The organism is Fundidesulfovibrio sp. (assembly GCF_058402725.1).
The window spans coordinates 18016-34691 of the sequence record NZ_JBZVFJ010000018.1 but is presented as its reverse complement, the minus strand read 5'-3'; the positions used below and the strand labels follow the sequence as shown (position 1 = coordinate 34691).

At 69.0% G+C, this 16676-nt stretch carries 14 protein-coding genes; 6 read left to right on the top strand and 8 right to left on the bottom strand.

Annotated elements, in window-relative coordinates:
• The first annotated feature begins 135 nt into the window (after positions 1-135).
• Positions 136-930, top strand: a complete 795-nt coding sequence (locus tag ACV4UX_RS04280) for a tRNA1(Val) (adenine(37)-N6)-methyltransferase (protein WP_491592087.1) — start codon at positions 136-138, stop codon at positions 928-930.
• A 37-nt stretch (positions 931-967) separates the two neighbouring features.
• Here ACV4UX_RS04280 and ACV4UX_RS04275 read toward each other — a convergent pair whose 3' ends face one another.
• From ACV4UX_RS04275 to ACV4UX_RS04260, 4 genes are all read right to left on the bottom strand, one after another.
• Complete coding sequence (locus ACV4UX_RS04275; protein ID WP_491592086.1) at positions 968-3136, bottom strand: polysaccharide deacetylase family protein; 2169 nt, start codon at positions 3134-3136, stop codon at positions 968-970.
• Between the two features lie 427 nt (positions 3137-3563).
• On the bottom strand, positions 3564-3986 hold the full coding sequence (locus ACV4UX_RS04270; protein ID WP_173080422.1) for a hypothetical protein: 423 nt from the start codon (positions 3984-3986) through the stop codon (positions 3564-3566).
• A gap of 93 nt (positions 3987-4079) precedes the next feature.
• On the bottom strand, positions 4080-5291 hold the full coding sequence (locus tag ACV4UX_RS04265; protein ID WP_491592085.1) for a DUF1501 domain-containing protein: 1212 nt from the start codon (positions 5289-5291) through the stop codon (positions 4080-4082).
• Between the two features lie 62 nt (positions 5292-5353).
• Positions 5354-6847: a DUF1800 domain-containing protein gene (locus ACV4UX_RS04260; protein ID WP_491592084.1), complete on the bottom strand. Its 1494-nt coding sequence runs from the start codon at positions 6845-6847 to the stop codon at positions 5354-5356.
• A 145-nt stretch (positions 6848-6992) separates the two neighbouring features.
• Between ACV4UX_RS04260 and ACV4UX_RS04255 the strand changes: the two genes are divergently transcribed.
• Positions 6993-8219: a BtaA family protein gene (locus ACV4UX_RS04255; RefSeq protein WP_491592083.1), complete on the top strand. Its 1227-nt coding sequence runs from the start codon at positions 6993-6995 to the stop codon at positions 8217-8219.
• Positions 8220-8222: 3 nt separating this feature from the next.
• Complete coding sequence (locus tag ACV4UX_RS04250) at positions 8223-8855, top strand: class I SAM-dependent methyltransferase (RefSeq protein ID WP_491592082.1); 633 nt, start codon at positions 8223-8225, stop codon at positions 8853-8855.
• A 7-nt stretch (positions 8856-8862) separates the two neighbouring features.
• Here the strand turns inward: ACV4UX_RS04250 and ACV4UX_RS04245 are convergent, their stop codons facing one another.
• Together ACV4UX_RS04245 and ACV4UX_RS04240 are read right to left on the bottom strand one after the other, a co-directional pair.
• Positions 8863-10221: an ATP-dependent 6-phosphofructokinase gene (locus tag ACV4UX_RS04245; RefSeq protein WP_491592081.1), complete on the bottom strand. Its 1359-nt coding sequence runs from the start codon at positions 10219-10221 to the stop codon at positions 8863-8865.
• Positions 10222-10404: 183 nt separating this feature from the next.
• Positions 10405-10617 (bottom strand): hypothetical protein, encoded by a 213-nt coding sequence (locus ACV4UX_RS04240; RefSeq protein ID WP_491592080.1) that lies wholly within the window; start codon positions 10615-10617, stop codon positions 10405-10407.
• Positions 10618-10751: 134 nt separating this feature from the next.
• Here ACV4UX_RS04240 and ACV4UX_RS04235 point away from each other — a divergent pair, with 134 nt between their 5' ends.
• Complete coding sequence (locus tag ACV4UX_RS04235; RefSeq protein WP_491592079.1) at positions 10752-11372, top strand: hypothetical protein; 621 nt, start codon at positions 10752-10754, stop codon at positions 11370-11372.
• 10 nt (positions 11373-11382) lie between these two features.
• On the top strand, positions 11383-11907 hold the full coding sequence (locus ACV4UX_RS04230) for a hypothetical protein (RefSeq protein ID WP_491592078.1): 525 nt from the start codon (positions 11383-11385) through the stop codon (positions 11905-11907).
• A gap of 37 nt (positions 11908-11944) precedes the next feature.
• On the opposite strand, the gene ACV4UX_RS04225 is transcribed toward ACV4UX_RS04230, so the two are convergent.
• Positions 11945-14479, bottom strand: coding sequence for an ABC transporter permease (locus tag ACV4UX_RS04225; RefSeq protein ID WP_491592077.1), 2535 nt, complete (start codon positions 14477-14479; stop codon positions 11945-11947).
• A 119-nt stretch (positions 14480-14598) separates the two neighbouring features.
• Positions 14599-15030, bottom strand: coding sequence for a hypothetical protein (locus ACV4UX_RS04220; protein ID WP_491592076.1), 432 nt, complete (start codon positions 15028-15030; stop codon positions 14599-14601).
• Between the two features lie 199 nt (positions 15031-15229).
• On the opposite strand from ACV4UX_RS04220, the gene ACV4UX_RS04215 reads away from it, so the two are divergent.
• A complete protein-coding gene (locus tag ACV4UX_RS04215) occupies positions 15230-16672 on the top strand; it encodes a B12-binding domain-containing radical SAM protein (protein ID WP_491592075.1) in 1443 nt (480 codons plus the stop codon).
• Positions 16673-16676: the final 4 nt, after the last annotated feature.

The following is a 16676-nucleotide window of genomic DNA, read 5'->3' as shown; positions in this document are numbered from 1 at the left end:
GTGGGCCGCCCTGGGGCTCATCGCGGTCTGGGCCACCGGCTACATGCTCCTGGCGTTCTTCTTCCGGGTGGAGGAGGCCCGCATGCTGGGGGATTTCGTCCTGCGCAGGCTGATGCGGCGCGCCCGCTCCGGATCGTGACGCCCTCCCCTGCCTGCGGCGAAGTCCTGGCCGCGCGCCAGGGTTTCCCCACGGGGCTCGTCCAGCCCGAGGGCGGCTACCGTTTCTCCCTGGACCCCCTGCTCCTTGCGGCCTTCGCCCGGCCCAAGCGCGACGCTCGCGTGGCCGACCTGGGCACGGGTTGCGGCGTAGCCGCCCTGGCGCTCCTTTTGCGCGGGGACATTCCCGCGCCGCGCCAGGCCCTGGGCCTGGACGTGGAACCGTCCATGGTCCGCGCCGCCGGGGTGAACGCCCGGCTTCTGGGCCTTGAACACCTCTTCCGTGCCGAGGAGAGCGACCTGCGGGACATCCGCCGCACCCATTCGCCGGAGACCTTCACCCTGGCCCTGGCCAATCCGCCCTACCGCGAGCCCGGCACGGGACAGGACTGCCGGTCGGCCGGACGCCAGGACGCGCGCTTCGCCTCCCGGGGGAGCGCCGGGGACTTCGCCCGGGCGGCCTCCTGGCTGCTGGCCAACAGGGGGGCGTTCTGCGCGGTCTATCCGGCCGACAGGCTGGCGGACCTCCTGGCGGCCTGCCGGGACGCGCGGTTTGCGCCCAAGCGCTTGCGGCTGGTCCATTCGCGACTGGACGAACCGGCCCGTCTGGCGCTGCTGGAAGCGGTGAAAAACGCAGGGGCGGGAATGATGGTGGAGCCCCCGCTGGAACTCTACGAAGGACGCGGCGAGGCCACTCGCCTTGGCGCGGCGGCCCTCGCCTTCTGCCCCGCCCTGGCCACGCGGGGCGAACTGGCGCGGCGCGAAGAAGCCTGAGCCGCGTCCGCGGCGGACCGCCCAGGAAAGGGACGTGTCAGGGGAAGCGCAGGCTCAGCGCGCCCGAGGAAAGCCCATCCAGGCTGACCGTGCCGTCCTCCAAGGCCGCCCGGCCAACGCTTCGTCCGCCCAGCGCCGGACCCGTCGCCCAGTACACGATGCCCGGTTTGAGCCCGCCCAGCGTCACCTTGCCGTTGCGGGTGAAGAACTCCGTGGTGAAGGTCAGGCCGCGCTCCGTGGCGGCCCAGTCGCGCACGTAGCCGCTGGCTGAGCGCAGGAAGGGCGCGCCCCCCGGCGCGTCGTCCCCGGCGGCCAGCGCCAGCACGGCGCGCTTTTGCCCCGGGGCCAGATGCACGTAGAGCCCTTCGGGCTGCCTGTCGTAGCCCAGCACGTTCTCGCAGCGCAACATGTCTGGCGCGGGGCCGTCGGCGGGCAGGCGCAGGGTCAGGCTCAGGCCGTAATCCTCCACGGAGAACACGCCGGGGGCGAGGTTCGTCAGGCGCGCGTCCATCCAGTCCTGCACGGACTGCACGTAGGCGCTGGTGAACAGCGGGGCCACCGGCTGCGCGGCAACCCAGGCGTAGACCTCCTTGAGGGCGTTGAGCCCCGCCAGCTTCTCGGTGGAAAAGACGTGGTAGTAGATGTCGATGGGCTTGAGCCGCCGGGGGCTGCCCGTGCGCTTGAAGGTATCGATGATGTTGCGGTAGCCGTTGAAGGGCCCCTTCCAGAGGTTGGTGAGGATGTTGTCGTTGGCCTGGCCGATGTTGATCTGATGGAGTCCGCCGCCCAAATGGCGGTGCAGGGGCTTGACGCCGAAGAGCGAATCGTGCGCGGCGTCCCAGAGCGTGTCGCCGCCGTTGATGGCCAGCAGGCCGTTGTCGCGCGCGATGGTCTGGTGCTCGGGCAGGGGGTCGCAGGCGCCGCTCCAGAAGAGGAGGCGGCAGCGCTTGCCTTCCGGGACGAGGTTGTTGTTGACGAAGTCGACGGAGCCCGCGATCTCGCGCCAGGGGTCGAAGGCGTAGCCTGGGATGTCGAAGGCGAAGCGGTCGGTGTAGCGGACCTGGTCCTTGTTGCCGGGGTTCCAGAAGAAGGGATGGGAGAAGGTGTGGGAGGCGGGCTCCACGTTGGGCAGGGCCAGGATCTCCCGGGCCGTGTCCATGAGCTTGGCGTTGCCGAAGTGATCCGGGGAGATCTCGGCCTCGATCACCGAGAAGGACACCGGAAAGTCGACCTTGGAGAGCACCTCGTCGGAGAGCACGGCCGCGCAGGTTCTGGTGCGGTCGATGAGGCTCACGCCCGAAAATCCGTCGGCGTCCACATGGGAGAAGGCGACGCGACGCCCGTTGAGTGTGGTGGGGTCCGGCACGGGATACGCGGGCAGGTCCAGGGCCAGGGCCATGAAGACGAAGGGGTCGATGTACCATTTGGAGCGTGTGGAGAGGGGGTCCAGCCAGTAGGCGAACTCGTTGCCGAAGATGACGCCGCCGACGCCGGAGGTGAAGACCATGGGGCTCTCGCCGTCCTCGGGCCTGTCGGTGCTCACGCCCACGTGGACCCGAACGTCGGGGCGCTGCGGGGTGATGCGCTCGAAATGGGACGGATGGGACGGATGCTTGCGCTCGTAGCCGGTCATGGCCGGGTCCAGGGTGGTGAAGCGCAGACGCGAGCGGTCCTTGACGGGGCCGGCCTTGTACTGCACGCCCAGGCGTTCGTAGAGTTCCAGGAAGCGGGCCGTGCCTTCGGGCGTCTCCAGGGCCTCGCCCGGGCCGAGCGAATCGAGCACCACGAGCTTCCTGCCCGCGTCCAGCTGCAGGTGGAGCCATTGGTGGTATTCGTCCGCGCGGTAGACCTCGCTGGTGTTGAGAGAGACGATGACGGCGCGCACGTCCTTCATTTCTTCGGGACCGGGCAGGGGGCGTTCGGCCAGGTCGAAGGAGACGGCCACCAGCCCCATGTAGTTCAGGACGGTCTGGAAGCCGTGATAGGCCAGGGTGTTGGGGAGCGGATTCTGGGTGGCGGTGTTGCAGAGGATGAGCACCCTGCGCGCCACCGGGCCGGGCGCGGCCCACCCGGAAGGCGCGGCCGGGGATGTGCCGTCTGGAAGAAGGGCCAGCAGAAAGGCCAGCGCCGCGAGGGCCGCAAGAGGTCGCCAGCCGCGCGCGCCCCGGAGAAACCCAGCCGTCCCGAGCGGCATCCTGTGGCTCATGCGACCCCCCTGATGGTCCAGTAGTCTATTTTAGTGAACAAGGGGAACGCTTGGCAAGTTCAAAGATGAACGAGTCGAGCGGCGATCGGTAGTTTCACGTCAAGCCTTCATGAAAAACCAAGCATGGTTGTTGTACTTGCCCTGCCCCCTGGTGTGGCCAGGGAGTGCCTCGTGGCACAGTGACCGGCTCCGCATGCTCTGTGAGACCATTTGCGGACAAGCTGAACGTCCTGAACCAGGAAGATGCCCGGCGCATGGGCCTCCCTGCCCGAGCAAAAGCAAAACGCGACAGCCCGGACCGTTTCCGGCCGGACCGTCGCGTTTTTCTCCCTGTCGCGCGGGGCTCTCGCAGCTGCCTGCCGTTGCGCGCCCATGCGCCATCGCGCCTGTCAGGCAGGCACGGCTGGCGCGCCGCCGCGCCCGGGCGTCAATCCTGCGGCAGACCCATGACCTGGGCCTTGAATCCCGGGGCCTTCTCGATGAGGTCCAGGATGAGCAGCGCCGCGAACATGTTCCTGCGGTTGGAGGCGTCCACGGCCTGCACGATGTAGTTGCGCAGATGCGCCACGGCCTCGTGCAGCTCCGTATGGTCCTCCGGCGTGGCCATGGCCGCCGCGTCCAGAAGGTTGAGAATGAGGTAGGCCCACACGTCCTCGTAGTAGAGGTAGTAGTTGAGCACCTCGCGGATCTTCAGCACGCCGAAGACGACGTTCTCCAGTTTGCTGTAATCCTTGGACCAGACCTGGCTGTCGTTGATGTAGGGTTCGCCGTCCGGGGGAATCTCCCGCGCGGCCGGGGGTGGGACGCCCCGCGAGCGCGCGAACTCCCGCAATGAGATGATCTTGGCCATGCATGGCTCCTTGGGCTAGAGGACATCCGTGTCAACCACGCCACACGGCGCGGCCCTTTCCCAAGGACTCTGTTCGGCAGGCGAACGGGAAACTTAAGAGGGTGGCGCGTTGAAAAGGCTGCGCATCGCGCCCGTGGGCATGTAGCCCGGAAGGAACTGGGCCAGGGCGGCACGGTCCAGGCCCAGGTGGCGCTGGGCGATCTCGGCCAGGGGCTCGCGGAAATCCACCGTGACGGCCAGGTCCAGGCCGTCGGCCAGCTTGTCCGGGGCGAGCCCGGGCCAGGGGCCGTGCAGCGCCCCCCCGGCCACGCCGCCCCCCAGGACCATGCACAGGGTGGCGTAGCCGTTGTCCGTGCCCGAGAACTCGTTCTCGCGCAGGCTGCGGCCGAACTCGCTCAGGAAGAGCACCGCCGTGCGCTCCAGTTCCGGTCCCAGCGCCCTGGCCATGGCCTCCATGCCCTTGCCCAGCGAGAGAAACGTCTCCGCCAGCCTGCCCGTGCCCGCGCCCTGCTGGAAATGGGCGTCGAAGCCGCCCAGCGCCGCGAAGACCAGGCGCGCGTCCGGCGCCTTGGAGAGGTAGTCCGCCACCTGCCCGGCCAGCTGCGGCAGGGCGTGCACCGAGGGAGCGCCCCCCGCGGACACCGAGATCTCCCGATCCAGCTCCACGAGCTTGTTGCGCAGCGTGATCTGCGACTGGCGGTACATGCGCCCCAGGGCGTCCGTGCCCTTGTAGGCCGCGTCGAAGGCCGCGAAGGCCGCAGGGCGCTCCAGCCGCCAGAGGGAGGGCGGATAGCCCGTGGGCTGCACGTTGCGCAGCCCCGGCCTGCCCTGCCCGATCAGGGGAGGCCTCGCCGCCAGGGTGAGCCCCTTGGCGTTCTTCTCCAGGAGCGGGAGCAGCCGGGACATCCAGCCCTCGGCCGCGTGGCGATCGCCGGGCAGGCCGCTCTCCATGTCGCGCTGGGCCTCGGGGTGGGTGCGCACGGGCGAGGGCAGCCCGCAGGCGGGGATCACGGCCAGGAGCTTCTCGTCCCAGAGCCTGCGCAGGGGCTCCAGGGCCGGGTGCAGCCCGAAGCCCTTCGCCAGGGGCAGCGCGCCGCCCGGCTCTCCTGGGGGAGGGATGGCGATGGAGGGCCTGGCCTGCCAGTACCAGCGATCCTCCAGGGGCACGAGGGCCGAGAGCCCGTCCAGGCCGCCGCGCAGGAAGAAGACCACCAGCCGCCGGGACGCCTGGGCGCGCGCCGGGGCCGGGGCCAGCCCTCCCATTGCCCCCACGGCCATGGCCGACAGGAAATCCCTGCGTTTCACTGTCTCCTCCGGAAAACGCGCGCCGGATGCGCGCCGGGGTTCGTGGCGTGCGCGGCCATGGGCTAGTGCCTCTGCGCCTCGGGCGAGCCCAGGAAAACGCCCGCCTTGAGGTCCGGGGCCGCGTCCCGCAGGGCCTGGGCCGTATCCGGCGACGGCGTGCGCCCCATGGCGGCGGCCAGGGCCTGGGCGTCCAGGGGCTCCAGGGCGCGCCACGTCCCGGGCGACCAGCAGGGCAAGGCCCCCTGCCCCGCCTGCACCGCCAGGTTCAATCGCTTGAGCAGCCCCTCGGCCGTGAGCCACGCCTCCTGCACGTCGCGGAAGCCCGACGTGCCCGGGGCGTCGTAGAGGGGCATGTCCAGCCATTCCAGGTGTTCAGCCAGGCTGCGCGTCTCGATCACGGGGCGCGAGGCGGCCCGCGCCAACGAGACCAGCCAGCGCTCGGGGTTCTTGAATTTGATCCCGGCGAAGCGCGCGTCCGCGAATTCCGGCGAGGCGAAGAGCGCCCCCAGCACGGCGCGCAGGTCGCCTCCGGTATCCAGCCAGGCCTTGGCAAGGCGCTCCTCCAGTTCCCGGGGGGGCGCGTCCGCCACGAAGAACCGCGCCAGCTTGCCCGCCAGGTTGCGGGCCGTCTCGGGTCGGGCGGCCAGGAGCTTCAGGGCCTCCACGCCCTCGGCCACGCCCTGCCCCTTGACGGTCTGGCCCAGGAAGGGCTTGTCGCGCAGGTCGTGGCGGCGCTCGTCGAAGGTGAAGCCGCCGCCGTCCTGGGGGGTGCGCGGGGAGCCGATGGTCCATCCGGCCAGGATGAGCGCCAGGGATTGCACGTCCTGGGCCTTCGGCTTGGCGTCCGCCCCCATGGTGTGACCGGATAGCAGCTCCCGGGCGTGCTGCTCCACCAGGGGGCGCTGCAGGGCCTTGCCCGCCGGGCTCTCCGGCGAGGCCGAGAGCCAGTTCTCCAGGTGGATGAGCATGGCCGGGTGGCGCGTGGCGGCCAGGAGCATGTCCTCGAAGCGCCCCAGCACGTGTGGCCGCACGGCCTCGCGCTCGAAGCTGCCCACCCAGAGGTGGGCCAACCCCTTGGAGGCGGGCACGTTGAAGTGGTTGCACCAGAAGCCGACGAGCAGCTCCTCCAGCTGGCGCGGCGAGAGGATGGCCCGCCACAACCTGGCCTCGGCGGCCTCGTTCTGGATCACGGCGGCCTTTTCCTTGGCCTGGTTGATCTCGTCCAGGGTGGGCGTCTTGCGCGGCCCGCCCGGAGGCTTGGGGCCGTAGGCGCGAAAGAGCGCCACGGTGTCCATGGACTGGGTGGGCAGGGCGGCCAGCCGGTCGGTGAGCGCGCGCGGCAGGGCCATCTTCTCCGGGGCCAGCTGCTCCTGCACGTAGGCCTGCCAGCCCATGGCGCGCACGCGTTCGATCTCGCCGGGATAGGGGCCGAAGGAGAGCCGGTCCAGCACGTGCACGGCCATGGCCTCCGGGGACAGGGGCTCGGCCCCGGCCGGAACCGCTCGGCAAAGCGCCAGCGCGAGGGCGCAGCACAGGACGGCGCAGCGTGGGAACATGAACCGTTGATAGCGCCAGGCCGGGTAAAATTCAAACCGTTTCCCCGCATCGGCCCTGCCGGTTCCTCCGTAAATGCGTCCGGGCGTCACAGGTCCGTAACCGCCGGGGCCTAGCGTCGGCGCACCGTCACATTCCGGAGGAACCATGCCGCACCAAAGCGCCGCGCTCCTGGGAGCCGCCGTGCGCCAACATCCGCCCCTCAGCCGACAGGGCCTGTTGGAGCGCCTTTTCTGCTGGTGGTTTTCAGGGATGGTCTACAACCAGATATGGGAAGATCCCCGCGTGGACCTGGAAGCCCTGGAGATCGGCCCTGAGCACGACGTGCTCTCCATCGCCTCCGGCGGCTGCAACGTCTGCCACTACCTGCTGGCCGGGGCGCGCTCCGTCACGGCCGTGGACCTCAACGCCCACCACGTGCACCTGAGCCGCCTCAAGCTGGAGGCCGCCCGTCGCCTCCACGGCCACGAGGCCTTTTTCCGCTTCTTCGGCCTGGGCGGACACCCGGACAACCCGCGCGCCTACCGCGAGCACATCGAGCCCGCCCTGCCCCCGGAAACGGCCCGCTACTGGTCCTCGCGCCCGAACCCTCTGGCCGCACAGCGCATCGCCATGTTCCGGGACAACCTCTACGACCGCTCCCGCACCGGCCGGTTCCTGGGCCTCTTGCGCGCCCTGTGCCGCCTGACGGGGCGCGACCCCGCGCGCATCCTGGACGCCGCCACCCTGGAGGAACAGCGCGAGGCCTACCGTCGCGAACTGGAGCCCCTCTTCGAGAGCCTGCCCGTGCGGCTGCTCTCCCGCTGTTCCCCGGCGCTCTTTAGCCTGGGCGTGCCGCCCCAGCAGCTGCGCGCCCTGGACGGGGAGTGCCCCGGCGGCCTGCTGGACGAATACCGCCGCCGCGTGGAGCGCCTGGCCTGCGCCTTCCCCGTGGCCGACAACCCCTTCGCATGGCAGGCCTTCTCCCGGCGCTACGACACCGCGCGCCGCCAGGCCCTGCCGGACTACCTGCGCCCCGAACGCTTCCACGAGCTCCAGGAGCAGGCCCCCCGCGCCCGCGTGTTCCACGACAGCCTCCAGGCGCGCCTGGAGCGCACCCCCGCCCGATCCCTGGACCGTTACGCCCTCCTGGACGCCCAGGACTGGATGACCCCCGAAGCCCTGCGCCGCCTCTGGACGCAGATCGCGCGCACGGCCCGTCCCGGCGCGCGGGTGGTCTTCCGCACCGGGGCCTGGGACTCGCCCCTGGAGGCGGCCCTGCCCGCCTCCCTGTCGCGACTGTTCCGCCACGAGCGGGAGCGCTCCCGGGAGCTGGGGGCCAGGGAGCGCTGCGCCATCTACGGGGCGGTCCACCTCTACGTGATGGAGGGATGAGCCATGGAACAGACCCGGCGGATGGACGCTCTCTACGGATTCCAGCGGCACATTTACGACGTCACGCGCCGCTTCTACCTGCTGGGGCGCGACAGGCTGCTGGAGGGCCTGAGCGTGCCCCGGGGAGGGAGCGTGCTGGAGATGGGCTGCGGCACGGGGCGCAACCTGGCGGCCCTGGCGCGCCTGCGCCCGGACCTGAAGCTCTGCGGACTGGACGTTTCGGGCAAGATGCTCGAAACCGCCGGGCGCACCCTGCGCGGCACGGGCGCGTCCCTGGCCCTGCGCCCGGCCGAAACGCCGGACTGCCTGGGCGCGTTCGGCAGGGAGCGCTTCGACGCGGTGTTCTTCTCCTACTGCCTCTCCATGATCCCGCAGTGGGAGCAGGCCCTGGACGCCGGATGGGACGCAGTGGTCCCCGGCGGCACGCTGGCCGTGGTGGACTTCTGGAGCCGGGGCGGCCTGCCCGACTGGCTGGAGGCGCTCCACGCGCGCTGGCTGGCGCTCTTCGGGGTGCACCCCCGGGCCGGGCTCCTGCCCCGCCTGCGCGCCATGGAGCGCGCGACAGGGGCGCGCCTCACAGTGGACCGCGTGCGCGGCGGCTACGCCTGCCTGGCCTGGCTGGAAAAACCCGTCTGAACCCTTTCTAGGTCCGCACCATCTCGCCTGTGATCGGGCAGGCGGGCGAGCCCTTCTTGCTCATGGGCGAGATGGCGAACTGCCCCGTGGATTCCAGCACGGCCCGCCAGTAGTCCGAGGTGAGGTCCAGCTTCTTGCGCCTGCGCGTCACCAGGTCGAAGGGCAGATGCACGAAGCGTCCGTAGACCTTGCTGACCACCATGCCCGTCTTTCCCGCCATGGCCGCGTGCACGGCGAACTGGCCCAGGAAGCCGCAGTAGACGCGGTCGTTTGCGTTGGCGGGCACGGAGCGGATGATGTAGCTGGGGTCGATGTACTTGATGGTGTGGGGCATGCCGCGCTCGCCCAGGTAGGCCCCGATCTCGCTGGTGAGGAGCTTGGCCACGTCGCCCAGCACGAGGTTGCCCGAGGCGTCTGTCTGTCCGCTCTGGCGCAGCAGGTGCTGCCCCGCGCCCTCGGCCACCACGATGACGGCGTGGCGGCGGTCGGCTAGGCGGCGCTCCAGGGCCGGAAGCAGGCCGTGCTCGCCGTGCAGCTCGAAGGGGTCCTCGGGCACGAGGACGTAGTTGACCTCCTTGAGGGCCAGGGTGGCCTGGGCCGCGATGAACCCGGACTCGCGCCCCATGAGCTTCACCAGGCCGATGCCGTTCTTGGCCCCGATGGCCTCGGTGTGGGCGCAGCGGATGGCCTCGGTGGCCTTTTCCACGGCCGTGTCGAAGCCGAAGGACTGGGTGACCAGGGAGATGTCGTTGTCGATGGTCTTGGGCACGCCGATCACCGATATCCGCGAGCCCCGCTGCGTGACCTCCTCGTAGATCTTCCTTGCGGCCTTGAGCGTGCCGTCGCCGCCGATGACGAAGAGCACGCCGATGTTGGAGCGCTCCAGGGCGTCCACGATGTCCTCGGGCTTCTGGGGTCCGCGTGAGGAGCCCAGGATGGTGCCGCCGAACTCGTGTATATTGGAGACGTTGCGGTGGTCGAGCTCCATGATCTGGTGGCCGTACTCGGGGATGAAGCCCTGCAGTCCGTAGCGGATGCCCAGGGTGGCGGCCACGTTGTAGTTGTGGCGCGCCTCCATCACGATGGCCCGGATCACGTCGTTGATGCCCGGGCACAGGCCGCCGCAGGTGACGATGGCCGCCTTCACCTTGGAGGAATCGAAGTAGATGGTGTCGCGCGGCCCTGCGGGCTCGAAGAGCACGTCGGATTCCTGGGAGCCGTCGTCCAGGTCCTCGGGGGAGAGGCGGATGGGCACGCGCTGATCGTCTGCGACGAAGTGGCAGTAGGTCAGGGGCGATTCCACCTTGGCCGGCCCCAGGACGGGGATGCGGGTGTCGAGGCCTTTGGGCTTGGCGCGGCTGGGCATGGGTCCTCCGGTGGTTGGTCCTGCTTGAGGGCTCCCTACCCCATCGCGGAGGAAAATGAAATGCCGCTCCCCGGCGGGACGGCCCTCTCGCGGGCCGTCGCCGGGCACAGTGTCTACATATGTGTCGACTTGTCGCCAATCTTGTCATGTTGTTTCATTTTTGTCGCTCCCTCCCGGGCATTTTCAGATGGCCCCGCACATGCGGCGGTAGTTGTCGCACTCGGCCTTGCTGGCAAAGGGGCAGGGTTCCTTGGAGAACCACTTGCGCCCGGGACACCAGAAAGACCCCTTGAAGGGCTCGTTGCAGCCCCTTGCCGTGACCATCTCGCGCGACCGGGATCCGAAGCTGATCCGGCCCTTCGCGCTGGAAACGCTCCACACCGGCGACATGTTCATACCCTCCGTTTCAGGAGGATAAATTGCATAATCCGGGCCACCCTCCGGGCTGGCGCGCCGCGCCAAAAGACGATAGACCCTCCAGGCCGAGACGGGGCGATCCGCGCCCCCTCAAGCACCCTTTGGAGGTCCCCGTGGGCTTGCTTTCGACCAGCGGCAGCTTCACCCGCTACGCCGTGGTGGAGGAAATGACCGGCCAACTGGCCGCGCAGCTCCCTGAGCTGCTGGCCAGATACTCCTTCCGCGACATCGACGACACCAGCGACGAGCGCAGCTACGGCTGGGTCTGCCTGGAAGACTGGCTGGACCCCTTCTGGCGCGCCGCGCCCCCGGAAAAGGCCCACTTCCTGGCCTTCTCCCTGCGGCTCGACACCCGCCGCGTGCCCCCGGCCGTGTTCAAGAAGCACTTCCAGCTGGCCCTCAAGGCCGAGAAGGAAGCCATGAAGGAGACGGGCAAGACCTTCATCACCAAGGACCGCAAGCAGGAGCTCAAGGATCAGGTGGCCTTGAAACTGCGCGCCCGGTTCCTGCCCATCCCGGCCGTGTTCGACGCCGTGTGGAACCTGCGTTCCAACCGCGTCTATCTGGCCACCACCAACTCCAAGGTGAAGACCCTCTTCGAGGATTACTTCAAGTTGAGCTTCAACCTCACCCTGGAGCCCCTGGACCCTTATTTCCTGGCCCGGCGCCTCACGGACGCGTCCCGCCACGCCATGATCGACGAACTCGAACAGAGCCCCTTCGCGGGCCGCTAGGAGCAGCGCCATGGATCTCATCAAGGCCGCACTCCAGGCCCCCGTGGTCGGGCAGGATTTCCTCACGTGGCTGTGGTTCCGCTCGGAGAAGAACGGCTGGAACTTCACGCTCAAGGACGGCGGGGAGTTGAACGTCTTCCTGGAGCAGCGCCTCTCGGTGCGCGGCGGCTCGGGGGAGAACGTGGAGAAGGCGGTGGTCACGGGGCCGCACGCGGAGTTCACCGAGGCCAAGCTCGGCCTGCGCAACGGCAAGCTGGTGGACAAGTCCCTCTTGCGCTTCGAGCGCGACGGAAACACCTGGATGGTGCTCCTGGACGCGGACTCGTTCTCGCTCTCCGGCCTCAAGACCCCCAAGATCGAGACGCGCCTCGAAGACGGCGACGACCCCGACGCCGCCTTCCTGGAAAAAATGATGCTCGTGGAGCAGTGCATGGACTACGTGGACGAACTCTTCACGCAGTTCCTCAAGGTCCGCCTCTCCGCCGACTGGAACGACGAACTGCGCGCCTTCAAGGAGTGGCTGGAGGAGAAATAGCCTCCGCACCCCGCGCCCCCGTGGCCGCGCCCGCGCCCTACTCCTCGCGCAGGTAGGGCGCGGCTTTCTGGGAGAGCACCCGCCACATGCCGGCCAGGGACATCGCCAGCGTCAGCGCCATGGCCGTGCCCAGCACGCCCAGCACCGGCCCCGCGAAGAAGCTCCATTCCACCTGCAGGTAGCTCGTGATGAAGAACCACGAGAGCCCGGACCCCAGCGCCAGCGCGGCCAGCCCCGCCGCAAGGCCCGCCAGGCCGTGCTCCACCAGCATGATGCCCATCACGTCGCGACGCCCGGCGCCGCACACCTTGAACACCACCGTCTCGTAGACCCGGCGCGCCATGGCCGCTCGCAGGCTCTGCGAGAGCACCAGGAGCCCCGCCAGGAGCGTCACCGCCGCCGAGGCCCGCACCGCCAGCGCGATCTGCCCCGCCAGCCGCCCCACGTCGGCCAGGGCCTCGTCCACGCGCTGGATGCTCACGTTGCCCATGCGCGAACTCACGCCCTGGTAGACCTTCGAGTACGCCTCCGGGCGCGCCGGGTCCACGTAGGCCGTGGCCAGGTAGCTCAGCGGGGCCTGGTCGATCACCCCGGGCGAAAGCACGAACACATGGTTGAGCGAGAGCGAAAGCCAGTTGATGCGCCGAAGGCTCGCCACCTTCAGTTCCACCTCGCGCCCCAGCACGCTCACGCTCACCGTGTCGCCCACGCGCAGCCCAAGCCCCTTGGCCACCTCCTCGTCCAGGGAGACCAGCGGCTCGCCAGCGTAGTCGGCGGGCCACCACGCCCCTGCCGTGAGCCGCGCGTCCGGGGGCATCTCCCGGGCGTAACTGAGGCTGCGGTCGCCCCGCACGGCCCAGGCCACGTTCTCGGCCACCGCCAGCTGGTCCACGGGCACGCCCTTCACCCGCACGATGCGCCCGCGCAGCGAGGGGGCCACGTCCACGCGCGTCACCCCCGGCACGCCGCGCACGATGCCCTCGAATTCCTCCAGCTGGTAGGGCTGCACGTCGAGGAAAAAGAAGGCCGGAGCCTGGGCGGGCAGCTCGCTCTTCATGGCGTGCTGGAAGTTGGCGTCCGACAGCGACACCGCGCACAGCACCGTGAGCCCCAGCCCCAGACAGGCCACCACCGCGCCCGTGGGGTTGCCCGGGCGGTGCAGCCCGCGCAGGGCCAGGGCCACGCGCGGGTCGCGCGGCTCGGGCAGGGCGCGCGCCAGAAACGTCAGGAGTTTCGCCAGCAGCCAGAAGGCCACGGCGCAGGCCGCGCAGGCCCCCAGAAACCCCCAGCCCAGGCGCGGATCCGGGGAGCTGGCCAGCACCAGCCAGCCCAGGACCGCGGACAGGAGCCCCGAAGCCGCCACGGCCCCCCGCGTGGGCCGGGCCTTCTCCGGGGCCACATAGCCCCGGAACAGCGTGAGCGGCGAGACACGCAACCGCGACGACAACGGCGGCAGCGCGAAGGCCACCGCCGTCAGGAGCCCGAAGAGCCCCGCCAGACCCAGGGCGCGCGGGTAGAGCCCCGGCTTGGGCTCCACCGGCAGCACGCTCCCCAGGAGCGGAGCGGCCAGCCAGCCCCCGGCCGCACCGACGGCCAGGCCCAGGGCGATCCCTGCCAGGGCCAGGGCCAGCACCTGGGGGAAGAACGTCCAGAACACCAACCTCCTGGGCGCTCCCAGGGCCTTCAGGGTGGCGATGGTCCGGGTCTTGCCCTCCAGGTAGCCCGCCACGCCCTCCGAGACGCCCAGCCCGCCCAGGAGCAGGGCCGACAGGCCCACCAGGGCCATGAGACCGCCCAGCCTGCCGAAGCCGTCGCGGATGCTGGGCGCGGCCTCCGACGCCGTGCGCACCCGCACGCCCGGGTCCGCGAAGGACTCCTTGAGCTCCCGGGCCGTCTCTGCCGCGCTCGCGCCGGGGGGCAGCAGCAGCCGGTATTCGTGACGCACCATGGAGCCTGGCCGCGCCAGGCCCGTGCGCTCCATGCCCTCCACCGAGAGCAGAAGCCTCGGCCCGAAGGCCAGCAGGCGCATGGCCCGGTCCGGCTCGCTCCGGAGCACGGCACGCACCTGGAAGCGGGCGTCGCCCACCTCGATGGAATCGCCCACCTGCACGCCCAGGCGCTCCAGAAGGTCGGGATGGACCACAGTCCCATGCGCGCCGTCACGCTCGGCCAGGGCCTCCCCGCGCGCCAGGGGCGGGTCGATCTCCAGCGTCCCCAGAAGCGGCCAGGCTCCGTCCACGGCCTTGGCCGAGACGAGCGCCCGCCTGCCCTCTCCCGGGCCGTAGGCCATGGCCCGCATCTCCAGCACGCGCCCCACGCGGCCCCGGTCCGCCAGGCGCGCCAGGTCCGCGTCGGCAAGGGGGGCGTTGGAGAGGCTCACCTCCACGTCGCCGCCCATCAACTGGGCCGCCTGCTCCGAAACCGAGGCCCGGAACGCCTCCGACAGCGTGCCCACCAGGGCGATGGCCGCCACCCCAAGGCCCAGGCAGCCCAGGAACGTCCAGAGTCCGCGGACACCTCCGCGCAGTTCGCGGCGGGCGAGGCTGAGGGGAAGAGGAAGAGGGAAAGGCATGAAGAGCCTCCGGCGGCCAGAGAGGAAACTTTTTGCAAAAAGTTTCCTCTCTGGACTCTCCTTCAATAACTTTCAACGAGCTTCGCGTAAATGTGCGGAAACTGCTTCGTAGGAAAGCATCAAAAGCCCGACTTGCATTCGTACAGCTCGTTGTTGCAGTTGGCCACGCAGGCTGCTCGGCGGTTCGGATCGCGGATGGTGTTGCAGTAGGTGGCGCAGCGATTCCACTGGTTGTTGCACGCCACGCGCGCCCTGCGCGCGAACGACTCGTAGCTCTCGCCCGGGCGCGGCGCGAGGGCATTGCCGCCGAAATAGCGCTGGTTGCGGTAGCGCCACTGGTCGTCGTACCACTCTTGGTATTCGCGGGCGCGGCGGCGCTCCTCGCGGCGGATGTCCCGTTCGCGTTCGCGTTCGTGGTAGTAGCCGTGGGGCGGCGGGGGAGGAGGAGGCCCGCCGTATTGCCAGTCCGGCTGCGCATGGGCGATTCCGGGGAAGGCCAGTGGAGCGGCAAGCCACGCGGCGGCAAGCAGGCAAATCAGGCGCAGAAACATGAAGGCCTCCAGGAGCTTCGATCGGATGCGCCTTGCGACACCACGCTTCCAGGCGGATGTCAACGACAGTCCGGCCGCAACGTCTCACCTCCCTGCCTTCAACAGGTGCCCCCCTGAAACAGGGTCCTTGATTTCATTCACCGGGTGGTCTATTGTAAGTTGAAAAGCACCCCCCCCAAACCGTGACCCACCATCACGCATGAACATCCTCTTCATCAATCCGGACAGGTTCGGCTTCCCACGCATGGGCGTCATGTACCTATGCAGCGCCCTCAAGCGCCGTGGGCACAACGTGGCCGTCTGCCATGCCTGTGACGGACTTGAGGCCGTCTCGGAAGTGATGGAATCGTTCAAACCGTCCGTGGTGGGCTACAGCGTCATGACGGGGGAGCATCCGTCCGTTCTGTCGTTCAACAGTCAGCTGAAGAGGCGCTTCTCCTTCATGGCCGTGTTCGGGGGGCCGCACCCGACGTTCTTTCCCTCAATCATCAATGAACCTGGATGCGATGCCGTGTGCATCGGTGAAGGCGACTACGCCTTTCCCGAATTCTGCGAACGCCTGGGGAATGGCGGCAAGTATTGGGAAGCCCCCAACTTCCACGTCCGGCGTGACGGACAGCTCCACACCAACGAGCTCATGCCCCTGGTGGCAGACCTCGACGACCTTCCCGACCCGGACAGGGACACCCTCTACGCCCAGGACGACTACCTCCGCCAGGAGGAATCCAAGCCGTTCATGGCCACAAGGGGCTGCCCGTTCCATTGCACCTACTGTTTCAACAGCAAGTACAACGAGCTCTACAGAAAGAAGGGGAAAATCGTCCGCAACCGCTCCCCCAGGCGACTGGTCGAGGAGATCCTTGCCGTCAAAGGTTCCTACCCGCTGTCGCAGGTCAGCCTCATCGACGATTCGTTTCTCTCCCAGCCCGAGGCCTGGTTCGACGAGTTCTGCCGCCTCTACGCCCAGACCATCGGCCTTCCCTTCACCATCAACGTCCGGGCGAACCTGGTGCGCGAGAACACCCTGCGCAAACTCAAGGACGCAGGCCTCGTGACGGTCTGGATGGGCGTGGAATGCGGCGACGAGGACGTGGCCAACGGCTTGCTGCGCAGACAGCTTTCCAACCGCCGACTCCTCGATGCGGCGCAAACCATCCGGCGGGTCGGCATCCATCTCATCACCCAGAACCTGGTGGGGCTCCCGGTCCCGCACAGCTTCAGGACGGACCTCAAGACGCTGGACCTGAACATCGTTTTGCGCCCCGCTTTCGCATGGTCCTCCATCCTCTACCCCTATCCGGGAACCCCCATCGCCGAGAACGCCGCCAGGCTGGGGCTGATGGAATCGGACGACCTCCCCGTGATGGAGACCAACAAACGCTACAGCTCCCTTCGCTTCGCCCCCGGAGAGAAAGCGCAAATCGAACGGCTGCACAAATTGTTCGGGCTCGTCGTGAACTTTCCCTGGCTCAGGTCCGTCGCGCCTTTCCTCGCCCGGCTGCCCCTGGACCCGCTCTACCGCTTCATCTATTACGCGTGGTACGGCTACTGTCTCAAGATCAAGACGCGGCCCGACTCGAACGCCTTGCGCGAAGTCATGCGAAACAGCGGATTGTTCTTCAAGATGTTTCAGAAAAGCTGATGCG

Coding starts and splice junctions, on each gene's coding strand:
- ACV4UX_RS04240 (WP_491592080.1), bottom strand. CDS start 10,617: ATGAACATGTCGCCGGTGTGGAGCGTTTCCAGCGCGAAGGGCCGGATC.
- ACV4UX_RS04260 (WP_491592084.1), bottom strand. CDS start 6,847: ATGTTCCCACGCTGCGCCGTCCTGTGCTGCGCCCTCGCGCTGGCGCTT.
- ACV4UX_RS04245 (WP_491592081.1), bottom strand. CDS start 10,221: ATGCCCAGCCGCGCCAAGCCCAAAGGCCTCGACACCCGCATCCCCGTC.
- ACV4UX_RS04215 (WP_491592075.1), top strand. CDS start 15,230: ATGAACATCCTCTTCATCAATCCGGACAGGTTCGGCTTCCCACGCATG.
- ACV4UX_RS04270 (WP_173080422.1), bottom strand. CDS start 3,986: ATGGCCAAGATCATCTCATTGCGGGAGTTCGCGCGCTCGCGGGGCGTC.
- ACV4UX_RS04225 (WP_491592077.1), bottom strand. CDS start 14,479: ATGCCTTTCCCTCTTCCTCTTCCCCTCAGCCTCGCCCGCCGCGAACTG.
- ACV4UX_RS04275 (WP_491592086.1), bottom strand. CDS start 3,136: ATGAGCCACAGGATGCCGCTCGGGACGGCTGGGTTTCTCCGGGGCGCG.
- ACV4UX_RS04230 (WP_491592078.1), top strand. CDS start 11,383: ATGGATCTCATCAAGGCCGCACTCCAGGCCCCCGTGGTCGGGCAGGAT.
- ACV4UX_RS04220 (WP_491592076.1), bottom strand. CDS start 15,030: ATGTTTCTGCGCCTGATTTGCCTGCTTGCCGCCGCGTGGCTTGCCGCT.
- ACV4UX_RS04250 (WP_491592082.1), top strand. CDS start 8,223: ATGGAACAGACCCGGCGGATGGACGCTCTCTACGGATTCCAGCGGCAC.
- ACV4UX_RS04255 (WP_491592083.1), top strand. CDS start 6,993: ATGCCGCACCAAAGCGCCGCGCTCCTGGGAGCCGCCGTGCGCCAACAT.